The sequence below is a fragment of the Paenibacillus sp. FSL H8-0260 genome, from assembly GCF_045040625.1.
Taxonomy (GTDB): domain Bacteria; phylum Bacillota; class Bacilli; order Paenibacillales; family Paenibacillaceae; genus Paenibacillus_AQ; species Paenibacillus_AQ odorifer.
This window is the reverse complement of sequence record NZ_CP150298.1, coordinates 6,049,790-6,066,181: the sequence shown is the minus strand read 5'-3', so window position 1 is coordinate 6,066,181 and position 16,392 is coordinate 6,049,790. Positions and strand designations below refer to the sequence as shown.

General features: G+C 44.9%; 12 protein-coding genes. 9 read left to right on the top strand and 3 right to left on the bottom strand.

Going from position 1 to position 16,392, the window contains the following annotated elements; genetic code table 11:
• Positions 1-824: 824 nt before the first annotated feature.
• From aroB to MHI51_RS26875, 4 genes are all read left to right on the top strand, one after another.
• The gene (aroB, locus tag MHI51_RS26890; RefSeq protein WP_076185442.1) at positions 825-1,964 is read left to right on the top strand and encodes a 3-dehydroquinate synthase; all 1,140 of its coding nucleotides are present in this window, start codon (positions 825-827) and stop codon (positions 1,962-1,964) included.
• Positions 1,965-2,288: 324 nt separating this feature from the next.
• Positions 2,289-4,253, top strand: a complete 1,965-nt coding sequence (locus MHI51_RS26885; protein ID WP_076277145.1) for a heavy metal translocating P-type ATPase — start codon at positions 2,289-2,291, stop codon at positions 4,251-4,253.
• 183 nt (positions 4,254-4,436) lie between these two features.
• A complete protein-coding gene (gene trxB, locus MHI51_RS26880) occupies positions 4,437-5,378 on the top strand; it encodes a thioredoxin-disulfide reductase (protein ID WP_076128718.1) in 942 nt (313 codons plus the stop codon).
• Between the two features lie 32 nt (positions 5,379-5,410).
• Positions 5,411-5,644 carry a glutaredoxin family protein gene (locus MHI51_RS26875; RefSeq protein WP_076128716.1) on the top strand — a complete coding sequence of 78 codons (234 nt, stop codon included), beginning with the start codon at positions 5,411-5,413 and terminating at the stop codon, positions 5,642-5,644.
• 138 nt (positions 5,645-5,782) lie between these two features.
• On the opposite strand, the gene MHI51_RS26870 is transcribed toward MHI51_RS26875, so the two are convergent.
• Both MHI51_RS26870 and MHI51_RS26865 read right to left on the bottom strand, forming a co-directional pair.
• Positions 5,783-5,983 (bottom strand): hypothetical protein, encoded by a 201-nt coding sequence (locus tag MHI51_RS26870; RefSeq protein WP_036680251.1) that lies wholly within the window; start codon positions 5,981-5,983, stop codon positions 5,783-5,785.
• Positions 5,984-6,175: 192 nt separating this feature from the next.
• The gene (locus MHI51_RS26865) at positions 6,176-7,336 is read right to left on the bottom strand and encodes an ROK family transcriptional regulator (protein ID WP_076179356.1); all 1,161 of its coding nucleotides are present in this window, start codon (positions 7,334-7,336) and stop codon (positions 6,176-6,178) included.
• A gap of 268 nt (positions 7,337-7,604) precedes the next feature.
• Between MHI51_RS26865 and xylA the strand changes: the two genes are divergently transcribed.
• The 4 genes from xylA to MHI51_RS26845 all read left to right on the top strand — a co-directional run bounded on the left by xylA (position 7,605) and on the right by MHI51_RS26845 (position 14,147).
• Complete coding sequence (gene xylA, locus MHI51_RS26860) at positions 7,605-8,921, top strand: xylose isomerase (RefSeq protein ID WP_076128712.1); 1,317 nt, start codon at positions 7,605-7,607, stop codon at positions 8,919-8,921.
• Between the two features lie 187 nt (positions 8,922-9,108).
• Positions 9,109-10,605 (top strand): xylulokinase, encoded by a 1,497-nt coding sequence (gene xylB, locus MHI51_RS26855; protein ID WP_405173384.1) that lies wholly within the window; start codon positions 9,109-9,111, stop codon positions 10,603-10,605.
• A gap of 207 nt (positions 10,606-10,812) precedes the next feature.
• On the top strand, positions 10,813-12,600 hold the full coding sequence (locus MHI51_RS26850; protein ID WP_076219214.1) for a sensor histidine kinase: 1,788 nt from the start codon (positions 10,813-10,815) through the stop codon (positions 12,598-12,600).
• On the top strand, positions 12,597-14,147 hold the full coding sequence (locus MHI51_RS26845) for a response regulator transcription factor (RefSeq protein WP_076219215.1): 1,551 nt from the start codon (positions 12,597-12,599) through the stop codon (positions 14,145-14,147). Before MHI51_RS26850 ends, MHI51_RS26845 begins: the two co-directional genes overlap by 4 nt.
• 78 nt (positions 14,148-14,225) lie before the next feature.
• Here the strand turns inward: MHI51_RS26845 and MHI51_RS26840 are convergent, their stop codons facing one another.
• Positions 14,226-14,627: a hypothetical protein gene (locus tag MHI51_RS26840; RefSeq protein WP_076277147.1), complete on the bottom strand. Its 402-nt coding sequence runs from the start codon at positions 14,625-14,627 to the stop codon at positions 14,226-14,228.
• Positions 14,628-15,368: 741 nt separating this feature from the next.
• Here MHI51_RS26840 and MHI51_RS26835 point away from each other — a divergent pair.
• Complete coding sequence (locus MHI51_RS26835; protein ID WP_076100584.1) at positions 15,369-16,349, top strand: sugar ABC transporter permease; 981 nt, start codon at positions 15,369-15,371, stop codon at positions 16,347-16,349.
• Positions 16,350-16,392 lie beyond the last annotated feature (43 nt).

Here is a 16,392-nt window from a genome sequence, read left to right as displayed (position 1 = left end):
TCGTTAGGAAGAGGTACATATTTGGTGCTTTTCAGGTCAATAGCTGCAATGGGGTCCGTTAGAATACAGAATGTGTTTAAAACCAGCGATTAGGGTCAGCTGAGTCCGATAGTAGCTTCATACGCGAGCACTTGCATCATACATCCATCAATCGTGTCGTACTCATACTTTGCGCTCAACCTCCACACTCAACCTCCTGTACTCCTACCCTGTGCCCAACCTACGTACTTAAACTAACCTGCACTCATGCTTTTGGATGCAACCTCCGCACTCCCACCCTGTGCCCAACCACCGCACTTAAACTAATTTGCACTCATGCTTTGCATTCAAACTCTGAACTCAACCTCTGCACTCCTCCGCCCCCTGATGCTTAAGGACCCAGATGACGCTATTTGCCTGATTTTAGCTTTTTAAGCATGGTTTCGGACACGAGAGACGCTATTCGTTAGGAAGAGGTACATATTTGGTGCTTTTCAGGTCAATAGCTGCAATGGGGTCCGTTAGAATACCAAATGTGTTTAAAATCAGCGATTAGGGTCAGCTGAGTCCGATAGTAGCTACATTTGCGAGCAACTTGCATCATACGCTTATCAATCGTGTCGTATTCATACTTTGCACTTAACCTCCGCACTCAACTCCGTACTCAACCCCCGCACTCAAACTAATCTGTACCGATCCTCTGGACTATCACCAATAGCTACAGACAACATTAGTTTTGGAACCTCCGCATTTGTTTCCAGCTTCTCCTTACATTTTACATAAACAGGATAATGAGAGTGGAGGCTCGAATTTTATTAGCATCTTGCTGAATAGGGGTGCTGTAGATGTCTACAAATTTTAGAGTTGGCCTGCAAAAGGTTGTAGATCATTCTTACGATATTGAGATTGGGGAAGGTCTTTTTGGCGCTCTGATCGAGGATTTGAAACATGGAATTGTCGAGAATGTAAGCAAATTCGCGATTGTTACAGATTCAAAAGTTGAAGCCCTGTATGGACAAGCCTTGCTGGAACAACTGCATCAGAATGATTTTCAAGCGGAGTTATTTTCTTTCCCTGCTGGAGAGAAGTCTAAAACCCGAGAAACGAAGGCACAGCTGGAGGACCGGCTATTAAGCCGTTCTTACGGACGAGATTGCTGTATCCTTGCCATCGGAGGTGGAGCGGTAACGGATTTGGCAGGTTTTTTGGCTGGAACATTTGGTCGGGGAGTGCCAAGTTTGAACTATGCAACTACCCTTTTAGCAGCAGCGGATGCTTCAATTGGTGGTAAAACGGGCGTGAATACACCAGTTGCAACCAATCTAATTGGTGTTTTTCATCAGCCTAAAAAGGTCTACATCGACCTAGCCACTTGGAAAACGCTTCCGGTACGTGAGCTTCGTAGTGGTTTGGCTGAAACAATCAAACATGCCTGCATCGCGGATGCTGACTTTTTTGAGTTTCTTGAACAGAATATGGAGCGAGTGGTCTCCTCAGATGGCGAACTTGTATTAGATCGAGAGGTTTGCGAACGGATTGCTTTTCATAATTGTGAGATCAAGTATAGCGTGGTGGAAAAGGATGAACTGGAGAGCAACCTGCGACAAATTCTAAATCTGGGGCATACTGCTGGCCGGGCGTTAGAGGCTTTAAGTGGTTATGAATTATTACATGGTGAGGCTATTGCGATTGGACTCGCGGTTCAGGTGCAGCTGGCAGAGCAGTTGGGGTATGTAACGGCTGACCAAACTCAGCGTGTGATTGCTTTGTTGAAGAAGGCGGGACTTCCGACTGAAATACCAGCAACCATTACAAATAGAATGCTGATTGATAAGATGTATACGGATAAAAAGGTTCGCAAAGGGCGTATACGGTTTGTGTTCCAAGCTGGAATTGGAGCGATGAAGTCTTTTGAAGGTGGAGCTTATTCGACGCCAGTTGAAGAGCAAGTCCTATCCGAGCTTTTAAATAAAATACGCAGCTAAGATAGGAAAAAGTTATTCTAAATTTATGACGAATAGCCCAGAAGGTAGGGTTTACTTTTTCGTTCAAGGTGGTATTATTAAAATATAAGTTGCACTAAGGAAATATAGTTGTACTGTTGCAACAATGATTATCATTCTCACTACTCATAGTTATCATTCATGCTGTCCCGGCTAAGCCGGGGCAGCATGTGTCATTTTAGGGGTCTTAAGAATGGCTCTCATTATCATTTAGACAAAACAAAACGTATGCTCCCGAAGCAAGTTTTGTTGCAAAGAGAAGTCAATGAAGTAATCCTACACAAAACTTTCAGGATGGTGATTATTATGCAAGCAACATCAAAACATTTACCCCAGCAAACCTCAATCTCCGGCAGCATGAAGAAACCAGGCGCTCCAAAACGCCGGTTCGATCTGAGAGCCATGCTCAGCAACTCCGAGATGCAGGCTGCGCTTGGCAGCGGAGTACTTATGCTTTTTGCTTGGGCTATGGGCAGCTGGTCAGAAGTTTTCTCTATAGTACTTTATGTTATTTCGTATACCATTGGTGGCTGGAACAAAGCCAAAGAAGGCGTTGAGACGCTCGTCAAAGAACGTGATCTCGATGTGAACCTGCTGATGATTGCGGCCGCACTAGGCGCAGCTACCATTGGGTACTGGAATGAAGGTGCTATGCTCATCTTTATTTTTGCGCTTAGTGGAGCTTTAGAGAGCTATACGATGGAACGGAGTAAGAAGGATATTTCCTCACTTATGGCCTTGAAACCTGCCACAGCCATGCGGATTGAGAAAGGAAGCATGAACGAGGTAGCTATCGATCAGTTAGTAATTGGAGATCTGTTGCTTGTACGTCCAGGGGATCTTATTCCTGCAGATGGTAAGGTGTACAGAGGAGAATCGGCAGTAGATCAGGCTTCCATTACAGGAGAGTCAGTGCCTGTTGAAAAATGTGCCGGCAGCGAAGTATTCGCAGGTACGGTCAATGGAGAAGGTCCACTTTATATTGAAGTAACGAAATCAGCAGAGAACACACTTTTTTCCAAGATCATTAAGATGGTAGAAGAAGCAGAGTCGGATGTTCCAAACTCACAGCGATTCATTAAAAGACTGGAAGCCATCTATGCACGGGTAGTCGTTGCCTCGACTGTGGCTCTTATTTTCCTTCCACCCTTTTTGCTGGACTGGAGCTGGAGCGCAACCTTTTATAAAGCGATGGTTTTTCTTGTAGTAGCCTCGCCTTGTGCGTTGGTCTCATCGATTATGCCTGCGATGCTGTCGGCCATTTCCAAAAGTGCGCGAAAAGGGATTTTATTTAAAGGCGGGGTCCACCTCGAAAATATGGCCCGGACCTCTGTTGTAGCTTTTGATAAGACAGGGACCCTTACAGAGGGAACTCCGCAGGTGACAGACTTTATTGCAGCTGAAGGCTACAACCGGGAAGAATTACTGGCGATTAGCGCATCCATTGAGCATATGTCACGCCATCCATTGGCGGAAGCCATTGTGCGTAAAGCTGAGGAAGAATATCTGGAGCTGCGGGGAGTGCAGGAAAGTAAAACCATCACTGGCTGGGGAATTGAAGGTCAAGTTGACGGGCATCTCTGGAAAATTGGAAAGTCCAATTTACTGGATGAGCTGATTTCATCTGCGATGAACTCTGAGCTTGCATTCTGGAGAACTAAACGGCAGCAGTTGGCGGAAGAGGGGAAGACTGTCTCCATTATTTTGGACGGTGAGCATATTGCAGGTATGATTGCATTGCAGGATACAGTTCGCCCACAAGCAGAAGCCGCAGTGCAGAAGCTGCAGGAGCTGGGGATTAAAGTGGCTATGCTTACGGGTGACCGGGAAGCTACAGCAAAAGTTATTGCGGCTTCAACCGGAGTAGATTTAGTATTTGCCGACCTTTTACCAGAGGATAAAGTAAAGCATATTAAGGCGCTTCGTGAAAAGCACGGTAATGTTGTGATGGTGGGTGACGGTGTGAATGATGCGCCTGCTCTGGCTACAGCGACTGTTGGTATGGGAATGGGCATGAAAGGCAGTGGTGCAGCGCTTGAGATCGCCGATGTAGTGCTTATGAATGATAATATTGAAGAGATCGCCTCGACCATTTCATTGGCACGGCGCTCACAGCGTATTGTGAAGCAAAATATGATTTTTGCTGTAACAGTAATCGCGGTTCTGATGATCAGTAACTTTGTGCAGGGCATCGCCCTTCCTTTTGGCGTGATCGGTCATGAAGGCAGTACGATATTGGTTATTCTTAATGGGCTGCGATTGTTGCGGTAAGAGGTCAGTGATGTTACTGTGTATTATTTATTGCCAAAAATTAAATTGTTCACAAATGATTTTTCCCTGAGGGAGTCTGGCTTATTGACATTTTTGCTTTCAGTTAGCATAATTAAGACTACATTATAATTATTTTAAATAAGAAGCGACGTCACTGCCGTCTAACTCAAGGAGGATATAGATATGTATAAATCAATAATTGTTGGAACCGGACCGGCGGGGTTGACTGCTGCTATCTACTTGGCTCGTGCCAATTTGAACCCACTAGTAATCGAAGGACCTCAACCTGGCGGACAATTGACCACCACTACAGAAGTGGAGAATTTCCCGGGATTTCCTGATGGAATTATGGGTCCAGACTTAATGGATAATATGCGTAAACAAGCTGAACGTTTTGGTGCGGAATTCCGTACGGGTTGGGTGAACAGTGTAGAACTTGGAGAGCGTCCTTTTAAGCTTAATGTTGAAGGATTGGGTGTTCTTACGACGGATACCCTGATCATTTCGACTGGCGCTACGGCAAAATACCTCGGTATCCCAGGCGAGCAGGATAATGTGGGACGCGGTGTAAGCACCTGTGCTACCTGTGATGGATTCTTCTTCCGTAATAAAGAGATCGTGGTTGTTGGCGGTGGGGATTCTGCGCTTGAGGAAGCGGGTTTCTTGACTCGTTTTGCCTCCAAAGTAACGCTGGTACACCGTCGTGAAGAGCTACGTGCTTCCAAGATCATGCAGGATCGCGTTCGCGATAATGTTAAAGTAGCTTGGAGCCTGAATCGTACTCCTCTGGAAGTAACTTCTGGAGACAAAGGCGTGAGTGGACTAAAAGTGTTGAACAATGAGACCGGACAAGAAGAAATCATTGAAGCAAGCGGAGTGTTTGTGGCGATTGGCCACCATCCTAACACTGCATTTTTGGGTGGACAAATCACAACTAATACTGAAGGTTATATCATGACTAACCCAGGTACTTCTGAAACTAATATCCCAGGCGTATTCGCTTGTGGTGATGTGCAGGATACCCGTTATAGACAAGCAATTACGGCAGCAGGCAGTGGATGTATGGCAGCTATGGATGCTGAGAAATACATTGAAAGTCTGGAACATAGCGCGGTTATTCTGTAACATAACTGTAATCTTCCATAGGAGGTCTAATGATGGAAAATGTAATTGTATATACATCAACAAATTGTCCACATTGCCGTCAGGTGAAGAGCTTTTTGAGTGAAAAAGGCGTAGCCTATGAAGAGCGTAATATTGAGCAGAATGATGATTACGCGCAGCAGGTTTGGGATATGGGAATGAGAGCTGTTCCTGTAACTGTAATTGGTGAGCACAAAATCGTGGGGATGAATAAAACTCAGTTCGACAAAGCATTGGCGACTGTTTAATTAAATATATTTCTGTGAGGAAATTGCAAAAGGTCGCTTCCATTTTGGAGGTGATCTTTTTGTGGTCTAAGTATACAAAAATAGCCTGACGCTAATATGCGCAGGCTATTTTTTATGATGTAAATCGCAAAGTTCAATTTAAGCTTGAGTGAAGGAGGTAATGATCTGAAATAGGACGTATACAGCAACACCGCTGCCGATCAGAATGAATCCTGATTTCTTTTTGGCTTGAAAAAAACGGAGCACACCGAGACTGATCAAAGGGGCAATAATGAGCAGAAAAAGCAACACAGTGATGAACATCTGTGCCGAGATATCAGACGTATCAACATAGGTCATGGACTCGCTCTCCATTTCAAAAAAGGGGTTGTAGTGATAAATGTCACACTAACTTATCCTTTATTATATAGGATTTAAGTTGCTTTTACTGCACTTTTGATCCACCTAAATGCGGCAATTTTACGTCAATTCTATCCGCTCTTGAATTTCACCCGTGAAACTGTCCCGCAAAACGTTGTCCATTAGACTACATTAAACGGTCACCCGAATATCGCCTAGAAAATGCATAACTGCAGAGAACCCCGCGCCTATCATCGTGCCTCGGCTGCCCAGCTTGGAGAAGGTAATCTCGAGCTGCTGCTTATGATAAGGAAGTGTACGCTCGGCTACAACCCGGCGAAGGGGCTCCCCTAACCAGGCTTCTGCTTCGGATAAGGCTCCACCGATGACAATCAGCTCTGGATTAAAGCTATTGATTAGATTCGTTACTCCGATGCCGAGATATTCACCCATAGATGAGAAGTGGCGCAAGGCGTCTTCTTGTCCAGCGGCTGCATAACGGACCAGTTCTTGTGTGGTATGAGCAGGGAGGGAGAACTCGGAATGGTCATAGGTTTTCTCCGAGGCATATAGCTCCCAACAGCCACGGCTCCCACAACTGCACGGCTTGCCTTGTGCTTCAATCGTCATATGTCCGGTCTCGCCGGCATATCCTCTTGCACCTTTGTACAGTTCTCCGCCAATAATAATACCGGATCCGATCCCTGAACCCGCACTGATATAGAGCAGATGTCTAACATCTTTTGCCGCCCCAAAGTTCAGTTCACCTTGTGCACCTGCGTTAGCTTCGTTATCAATAGTGACTGGAACCGCGAATTCCGCCTCCAAAATACCCCGCAGGTCGACCATTTCCCAGCCGAGGTTGGGAGCAAAAAGAACAACCCCGTTCTCATCCACCATCCCGGGGACACCTACTCCGATGCCGACGATACCGTATGGGGATTCAGGTGCTTTATCAATCAAGTCTGAAATTGTTTTTTTCATCCGTTCCAGTACATAAGGCAGAGCATGATTGTCCAGGGAGAAATCGCTTTCGAAAAGAATGCCACCACTTAAATCACATAAGACGGCTGTCAGTTGCTTCACCCGTAGCTCTATACCGATTACACTGCCGGCCATGCTGTTAAAATGCAGCATTAGCGGCTTACGTCCGCCACTGGATTGACCTGGTCCAACTTCAGTCACTAATTCTTGAGCGCATAGCTCAGCCACCAGATTGGATACGGTAGCTTTATTCAGTCCGGTCATCTCTGAAACCTTGGCGCGCGAGAGCGGAGAGTTCCTTCGAATAGTATGTAGTACGATCGATTTATTGATTTTTTTGACCAGCGCCTGATCTCCGGTAACCTTCACGAATCACACATCCTTTTTAGCATAGTTCCCTTTTGTTGTATGCCACTTAGTCTAGAGTGATGTGCTGGAAATTGCAATACATCGGCAGAAAAGAGGAAATCTATGTTTGTTGGATTTTTTGAATATTAAACGGATAGACAAGGGAGACTTAAAGAGGCGGAAATTTTATAAAAAAACTTTGTTTAACCAATATACAAAGTCAAAAAGATGTGTTAAGATGATGCTGTAAACGCTTGCTAGCGTAGCACAATATGAGGAGGATTACACAATGGCTTATTTTGAGACAGTGAACAAAATCTCTTACGAGGGAAGCCGTTCCACCAACCCTTATGCATTTAAATTCTACAATCCTAAAGAAGTCGTAGCCGGCAAAACTATGGAGGAACATCTGAAATTTGCAATGGCTTATTGGCATACATTAACTGCTGGCGGTTCTGATCCGTTTGGCGCTGAAACTGCAATTCGCAGCTGGGACAAATTGAGTGGTCTTGATAAGGCTAAAGCTCGCGCTGAAGCAGCATTCGAATTTATGGACAAGATGGATCTGCCTTACTTCTGCTTCCATGATGTAGATATCGCACCAGAAGGCGCATCTTTGCGTGAGTTCTACAGCAACATCGACACTATTGTTGATATCCTTGAACAAGGCATGAAGACTTCCGGCAAGAAATTGCTGTGGAATACAGCTAATATGTTCACTAACCCGCGTTATATGCACGGTGCAGGTTCTACACCTAACGCTGATGTTTTCGCACATGCAGCAGCACAAGTGAAGAAAGGTCTGGAAGTTGGTAAACGTCTGGGCGCAAGCAACTATGTATTCTGGGGCGGCCGTGAAGGTTACGAAGAATTGCTGAATACAGATATGGGTCTTGAACAAGATAACATTGCACGTCTGTTCAGCATGGCTGTAGATTACGCTAAGGAAATTGGTTTTGATGGTCAATTCCTGATCGAACCTAAACCAAAAGAGCCTACTAAACATCAATATGATTTCGATGCAGCAACAACAATTTCGTTCTTGCAAAAATACAACCTCGACAAGCACTTCAAGCTGAACCTTGAAGCTAACCACGCTACGCTTGCAGGTCATACTTTTGAACATGAACTTCGTGTAGCTCGTATTAATGGCATGCTTGGATCACTTGACGCTAACCAAGGGGATACACTGCTTGGTTGGGATACTGATGAATTCCCAGTAAACATCTACGATGCAACACTTACTCTTTATGAAGTATTGAAGAATGACGGTCTTGGCAAAGGCGGAATTAACTTCGACGCTAAAGTACGTCGTCCTTCCTTCGAGCCACAAGATCTGTTCTTGGCACACATCGCTGGTATGGATACTTACGCAAAAGGCTTGAAAGTTGCTGCTAAATTGATCGAAGATCGCGTATTCGAAGATTTCATTGACAAACGCTACAGCAGCTTCACAGAAGGCGTTGGTGCAGACATCGTTTCCGGTAAAGCAACATTGGCTTCTTTGGCTGAATATGCTTTGAACAATGAGAACCCACGTCCTAACCAATCCGGACGTCAAGAATACCTGAGAGCTACCCTTAACCAATACATCTTGGCTGAGTAGTCCTTATAGGGAGCTTGAAGCTTAGGCTTTGAGTCGAGTTTGAACAAATGCAACGGGGGTTGCTGAAGAGAGCATTCTTCGGCAGCCCCCTTTTTGTAGTAAAAACTAAGCAAGATGCTTACGAAGTAAGTTTTGCTCGAAGTAATTCAATGAAGTCTATGCTAACAAAACTTTTAGGAGGTCAAAAATGAAATACGTTATAGGTGTTGATCTGGGGACTAGTGCAGTGAAGACTGTTCTAGTGGACCCGCAGGGGAAGGTGGCTTTTGAGCATTCCGAGTCCTACCCGCTAAGCAGACCCCAACCGAACTGGAGTGAGCAAAATCCTGAGGATTGGGTAAAAGGCACGCTGGTCAGCCTGCGCCGTCTGATTGAAGTATCAGGCATAGACCCGTCTCAAGTAGACGGTCTAAGTTTCTCCGGACAAATGCACGGATTGGTACTAGTAGATAAAGAAGGGCAAGTGCTGCGTCCAGCTATTCTTTGGAATGATACCCGTACTACTGCACAATGCCGTAAGATTGAGAAGATGCTTGGAGCGAAGTTGATCGATATCGCCAGAAACAAAGCATTGGAAGGTTTTACACTGCCTAAGATTCTGTGGGTTCAAGAGAATGAACCAGAAGTATTATCACAGGCGCATCAGTTCCTGCTGCCAAAAGATTATGTTCGTTATCGGTTGACGGGTGATTATGCAATGGATTACTCCGATGCTGCCGGAACGTTGTTATTGGATGTAGGTTCTAAAGAATGGAGTGCAGAAATCGCAGAGGCTTTTGAACTTCCGCTTTCTCTTTGTCCTAGATTGGTAGAATCCTTTGAACAGACTGGAACTTTATTGCCGGACATTGCTGAAGCGTCAGGTCTTTTATCTTCAACGAAGGTATTTGCTGGTGGTGCAGATAATGCTTGTGGCGCGCTCGGAGCGGGTGTATTGGGAGAAGGCCGGACCATGTGCAGTATTGGTACATCTGGTGTAGTTCTTTCTTATGAGAGCAATAAAGATTTGAATCTCGAAGGCAAAGTCCATTTCTTTAACCATGGTGAAAAAGATGCCTACTATATTATGGGGGTTACACTAGCTGCTGGTCATAGCCTTACGTGGTTCAAAGAAACCTTTGCGGCGGACAAAAGCTTTGATGAGCTGTTAAGCGGAGTTTCCTCTATTCCACCTGGCAGCGGCGGCCTGTTATTCACACCTTATATTGTAGGAGAACGTACACCACATCCAGATGCGAATATTCGCGGAAGCTTTATTGGTATGGATTCAGGGCATACGTTGACGCATTTTACACGTGCAGTATTAGAAGGCATTACCTTCTCACTGCGTGAATCCATTGAGATTGTACGTGAGTCAGGCAAAGAGATTACAGAGATCATTGCAATTGGTGGTGGAGCTAAAAATGAGGCTTGGCTGCAAATGCAGGCTGATATTTTCAATGCATCCATCGTGAAGCTGGAAAGTGAACAGGGTCCGGCAATGGGAGCAGCTATGCTGGCGGCTTATGGAAGCGGATGGTTCACATCCCTTACGGAATGTGCAGAAGCGTTTATCCGTCCTGCTGATGTTTATAAACCAGATCCGAAACAAACGGCAATCTATGATGGTCTATTCAACCTCTATCAGGAAGTTTACGGCCAGACCCGCGAATTGAATAACAAGCTGGCTGCATATCGCCAATAAAACGCCATTTATCAATCTGTCAGATATAAAAAAGGTCTTTCGCATCTGGCGGAAGGCCTTTTTAAAGACCATCTTCTTTATAGAGGTGATGAACGGCAATATTCAAAAATGTTGCCGTTTTCATTTTTCTTCTGTAAAGTATGGAATATCTCCAAGGTAGTGGCAGCCTGTACATGAGATAGTGAAGGTTTCGGGGGGCGAAAGGCCATGTTTCAATGGTTTGTTAAGGTGCTGAATGACATCAAAATCCGCAATAAGCTGCTGCTTGCTTTTTTACTGACTACACTTTTACCGGTATTACTGGTAGGTGGTTATCTTACGATTGAGATGAGGACCATGGCGTTTGAGAACGCACTGGAGCAAGCTTCAATTAACGTAGATCGGGTAAAAAAAAGAACAGAAGAAGTCATCGGTGTATCGCAAGATATAGCGTATCGATTGTCCAATGATGCCCGGCTGAAAAAACTCGCCATACGCCAGTATGTAAGCACTTATGATGTGGTTGAGGCTTATCGGGATTACACTGATATGCGTGAATACCTAAGATTATATAAAGACATATCCAACATACGTTTATACACTGATAATGCTACGCTGCTTAACAACTGGGAGCTGATCAATCCTTCGTCTGCCATTAAGGAGAGCCAGTGGTATCAAAGAGCACAGCGGTACGATAGCCTCGTCGGTTGGGAATATATAGAGGATGAGCGTGATCAGCGGAATTATTTAAGTCTTGTCCGCAAAATCGAGCTGGAGGGCTCCAGTAAAATTGGCGTGCTCGTTATTAATGTAAACAGTCACCAGCTAACCTCAATTCTGAGCCAGGAATCATTTGATACCATGATCGTGGATGATCAGGATAATATCATTGCTGCGAACCGGAGCGATCGGACAGGAAAGAAACTGGCAGATGTTTCTTTTGATACAAAGCTTTTGGGGCAAGGAAGCGGGAGCTATGAGGCAGAAGTAGATGGTGAAGCCTCCAAAATAGTGATAGAAGAACTTAAACCACAAGCCAGCCGTAACGCCCTGCGAATTATTTCTGTTTTTTCTATTGATAGTATAGTCAAAGAACCTAATCGGGTGATTAAGCTTTCGATTACCGTGATTGCCGTAAGCGTTTTATTGGCCTTTTTAATCATATATAGTTTCTCTTCATTATTTTCACGTCGATTATTGCAGTTAAGCAGACATATTAACCGCGTTAGTACGGGTGATTTTGACACTTCATTAAAAATTGATGGCAAAGATGAAATTGCCCTGTTAGCTCGTCAGTTCAATTCTATGGTACGGAGTATTAATGATTTGATGTACGAGGTACAGGAATCTAATGACCAGAACAGTCTGCTGGAACAGAAACAGAATGATATCCGTTTTAAAATGCTGGCAAGCCAGATCAATCCTCATTTCTTGTTCAATGCGCTGGAATCTATTCGTATGGAGGCCCATATGAAAGGGCAAGTGGAGATTGCACGGGTAGTGCGTCTTCTTGGCAAAATGATGCGCAGTAATCTGGAGGTAGGCCGAAGTAAAATTTTGCTTAGCCAGGAGCTTGAAGTGGTTCGTTGTTATTTGGATATTCAGCAATTCCGTTATGAGGATCGTTTGAAATATCAATTTATTGTAGACCCTGCCGTCGAATCACTCTACATCCCGCCGCTGATTGTGCAGCCGCTTGTGGAAAATGCGGTGATTCATGGGTTAGACAACACGATGGATGGAGCAATGGTTACGGTGAATATCAAGCGTGAGCAGAATCATGCGGTCTTTACCATTACCGATAATGGAGCCGGGATCAATCCGGACAAGCTGGAGCAGATCCGTTATACCCTTGAGGTTCGTGATGAGCAGGAAGAGGCACGGATCGGGCTGCGCAATGTACACGACCGTTTGAAGTTATCCTACGGTGTTGAATATGGACTGAATATCGAAAGCCGGATGAATGAAGGAACATCTATTACGTTTCGTATTCCAATGGAGGACATAAATCTATGATCAAAGTATTGATTGTTGATGATGAGCCAAAGCTGCGGGAAGGCCTTCGGGCTCTAATCCCTTGGGAAGAGCTAGGGTATACGGTGGTGGCTACGGCCGCCAACGGCTTGCAAGCTCAGGAGAAATATCATATTTTTTATCCGGAACTGATTGTGGTGGATATCCGCATGCCTGGTATGGACGGGCTGGAGTTAATCGGTGAGCTGCGCGAGGAAGGCTCGACCAGCCATGTGCTAATTTTAAGTGGTCATGCGGATTTTGAGTATGCCAAACGAGCCATTTCTTACCGCATTGACGGCTATTTACTGAAGCCGGTGGATGAGGAAGAGCTAATCAACTATTTGGAGGAACTCAGAGTCACGATCGCTCAGGAAGATCGCTTTAGCCGCTGGAATGAAGAGGAGCCTGCCCGTAATCGCGAAAGCCTGCTGCGTACATTGCTGCAGCCTTCAACTGCGGAGGAGGGGGAGAATGATCCTGTTAAGCAGGCGGCAGCACTGGGTCTTAAATCAGACCGTGTCGAAGTGATCCTACTCGAACTACTCGCGCCTGCGGGCGGCAGTGAGGAAGGAGAGCGGGCCGTTAAGGCCGCGGTAGAACAGTATTTTGGCAGCAGTGAAGAGCGGATGTTTTTCACGATGCCGCCATATATTGGATTCCTGCTGCAAGAGCCGCTGCCAGGAAAGCAGGAACAGGAGCGGCTGATGGAAGAGCTTGCTTCCTTAATTTGCCGCGAGGGATACGACTTCAGCGCAGCAACGGGAGGCCCAGTAGCTGGACCAGAAGAGGCGGCGCAGTCTTTTCAAGTGGCGCGTGAACTGCTGCGCCGGGCATTCTTTTACCGCAAAGGGATTCTGATCAGCGCCGATCTCTCCGGTATGTTGTTTCCTGGAGTGGCGGAGGCGTACACCGAAGAAGGGCAGGATGCGGAGAGCCGCCTAATGCTTGCTGTTGAAACCGGAAGCCGCGCGGCCATTGAACCGCTGGTGGATACGATCTGTGCGGAGCTACTGGCTGCGGGCAGTGAGGAGCAGCAGATCAAAGATACATTTGTGCGGATTCTCAGTACGGTGTTGGCCCGTCTCGAACCGGTCTATCCAGAGATTCGCAGCAATGCCGCTAAGCATTCCCCGCCGATCGGTGAGCTCTACCATAGTCATTATCTGGCAGACCTGCAAGAGCAGGCCGTTAATTTCATGGCGGAGATCGCCGATCAAATGTCCAGTGGCAGCAAAGGGAATGAGATCAAAAAAATTACGGAGCTAATCAACCGCCGTTACAATGAGAACCTTAAGCTTGAGACCTTATCTGAGTTATTTAATTACAACAGCGCATATCTAGGTAAAATGTTCAAGAACACTACCGGGGAATACTTCAATACGTATGTGGACAAAGTGCGGATTGAGAAGGCGAAGCAATTCCTAGCGCAAGGCATGAAAGTATATGAGGTGGCCGAGAAAGTTGGGTACATGAACCCCGATTACTTCAACGCCAAGTTCCGTAAATATGTAGGACTCTCCCCAAGTTCTTTTCGCAAAAACATCTAAAATAGAAGCCCAAAAAGCCACAGTTGCAATTCAGGTATAACCTGAGCTTTTGCTGTGGCTTTTTTTCTTACATTAAAGCTACTTCACTAATAATAAATCTAATCTTTGTTGCAATTCTTGATTTGCAGGGTCCTTTAGAAGGGCCAGAAGTAACTCTTGAATTTGATCCATCTCTTTAAAAGGTTCATTTTGTACATATTTGTCATGTATTCTGGTTTCCAAGGTATATCCATAATCGAACCCTAATGTTGAATACGTCGAAAGGGCAGCAACTTTACTCGCTTGCTCTACAGCAAGAATGCTTGGTGTTGAGGATCGTTCTAATTCCACTCTTAGACCGTCGAGTTCTGATGTCAGATTCAGGTCCAGCCTATTCATTAATCTGTTATGGCTTACGTTGTTATTGAATTGAAATAAATTTAGTGTCAATAATACTGCGGCGATAATCAATAATAATGTCTTGATGTTTTTGTTTTTCATTGCTCTCCTATTACCCTCCTTTAGGAAAAGAAATTGCAGGTACAACAGATAATGTCGACTCGGTATGTGCGTATAAGGAATATGTATCTGAAATAGTTGAAGTACTGATGTATCAGGTAATATTTTCTAGCTTTAATGATATTAAAGTAATTAATTTTAATTGAACCATACGGAGGTTTTCGTTGAGGAGCAGGGCAGGGGTTACGGGTATGCTTGTTACGCCTCATCTGAGAGCACATTATAGTTTTCATTCGCGGGTATGACGGACTCCAGAGTCGTTATTTGGGCTATTTCGAGTCCGATTTCGATTTATCGGACTCCATGTACGTTATTAGCTGCAAATGTTCTCCAAAAGGTGGTTTTTTAAGTGAATAAGGTCTTTATAGTCCGCCTAACCCAATAAGATGTGCAATTTGCTTAAATAAGGTCATTTCAGTCCGCGCCTTCGCTTCCGGCCACGTTCACTCATAGAACGTTAGCTCGGGGCGTTTTTAATTATGGGATGAAGTATTAATTGTGTGAAATAGACAGGGGATTAAGTATCGTATTGATTTATGAAATCAAATAATTTCACTTAATTTTATTTTCAGTAAATTCATGTTTGTTTTCAGTGTTTTCAACGATGTATCCGCTTTATTTGGGCTCTAAATCTCTAATTTTCACCTGATTTTAGGTCGAATTTATAGGGTACTGCAATCGCTTACAGAGATTTAGAATATAGACATAGAGAGGAGGGGCTTTATGAAAGCGGACACAGTAACTTCTCAAATCCCGCCGGATACCCGAACACGCAACAAAAAGCCTGCTTCAGGAGGACGGTTTTGGAGAAGCTTTAAGAATCAAAAGTACCTATGGATGATGTCGATACCTTTTGTGATCTGGGCATTCGTCTTCAGTTATCTCCCATTATGGGGCTGGACGATGGCTTTTCAAAAGTACAAGCCCGCACGTGGTTTTTTTGAACAAGAATGGGTAGGTTTTGAACACTTTAAGACACTGTTCAGTGACTCGCAATTCCTTCTGGCGCTGCGTAATACGCTGGCGATGAGTGGAATGGGCTTAGTCGCAGGATTTATCTTTCCAATAACGTTTGCAATATTGCTCAACGAAGTGCGTCTTGGCTTCTTTAAAAGATTTGCTCAAACAGTCTCGTATTTGCCCCACTTTGTATCATGGGTGGTTGCAGCGGGGATTGTAACTAAAATGTTATCTGGTGAAAATGGTCTTGTAAACGATATCTTGTTAGGAATAGGATTCATAGACGCACCTATCCAGTTTATGGCCCAGGGCCATCTCTTCTGGGGAATCGTTACCTTATCGGATGTCTGGAAAGAGACCGGATGGAACGCCATCATCTACCTTGCAGCTATCGCAGGTATTGGGCCTGAATTGTACGAAGCGGCCCGGGTAGACGGTGCCAGCAGGCTTCGTCAGGTATGGCATATTACACTTCCGGGTATTCGCCCAACAATTACTGTACTACTCATTATGTCGGTGGGTAATTTGCTCAATATCGGCTTTGAGAAGCAATTCTTGCTCGGAAACAACCTCGTTACCGACTATTCTCAAGTGCTAGACTTGTATTCACTGAAATACGGACTGGGCATGGCGAGATATTCCTACGGTACTGCGATCAATATATTCAACTCAGTGATCAGTGTAATTCTACTGTTTACGATTAATGGAATCTTCAAACGTACAACAAAAGAGAGCCTTCTGTAGCACAGAAGGCCCTTCTACCCAATCGTGGCAGTAAATTGCCCTT

Coding starts and splice junctions, on each gene's coding strand:
- aroB (WP_076185442.1), top strand. CDS start 825: ATGTCTACAAATTTTAGAGTTGGCCTGCAAAAGGTTGTAGATCATTCT.
- MHI51_RS26885 (WP_076277145.1), top strand. CDS start 2,289: ATGCAAGCAACATCAAAACATTTACCCCAGCAAACCTCAATCTCCGGC.
- trxB (WP_076128718.1), top strand. CDS start 4,437: ATGTATAAATCAATAATTGTTGGAACCGGACCGGCGGGGTTGACTGCT.
- MHI51_RS26875 (WP_076128716.1), top strand. CDS start 5,411: ATGGAAAATGTAATTGTATATACATCAACAAATTGTCCACATTGCCGT.
- MHI51_RS26870 (WP_036680251.1), bottom strand. CDS start 5,983: ATGACCTATGTTGATACGTCTGATATCTCGGCACAGATGTTCATCACT.
- xylA (WP_076128712.1), top strand. CDS start 7,605: ATGGCTTATTTTGAGACAGTGAACAAAATCTCTTACGAGGGAAGCCGT.
- xylB (WP_405173384.1), top strand. CDS start 9,109: ATGAAATACGTTATAGGTGTTGATCTGGGGACTAGTGCAGTGAAGACT.
- MHI51_RS26850 (WP_076219214.1), top strand. CDS start 10,813: ATGTTTCAATGGTTTGTTAAGGTGCTGAATGACATCAAAATCCGCAAT.
- MHI51_RS26845 (WP_076219215.1), top strand. CDS start 12,597: ATGATCAAAGTATTGATTGTTGATGATGAGCCAAAGCTGCGGGAAGGC.
- MHI51_RS26840 (WP_076277147.1), bottom strand. CDS start 14,627: ATGAAAAACAAAAACATCAAGACATTATTATTGATTATCGCCGCAGTA.
- MHI51_RS26835 (WP_076100584.1), top strand. CDS start 15,369: ATGAAAGCGGACACAGTAACTTCTCAAATCCCGCCGGATACCCGAACA.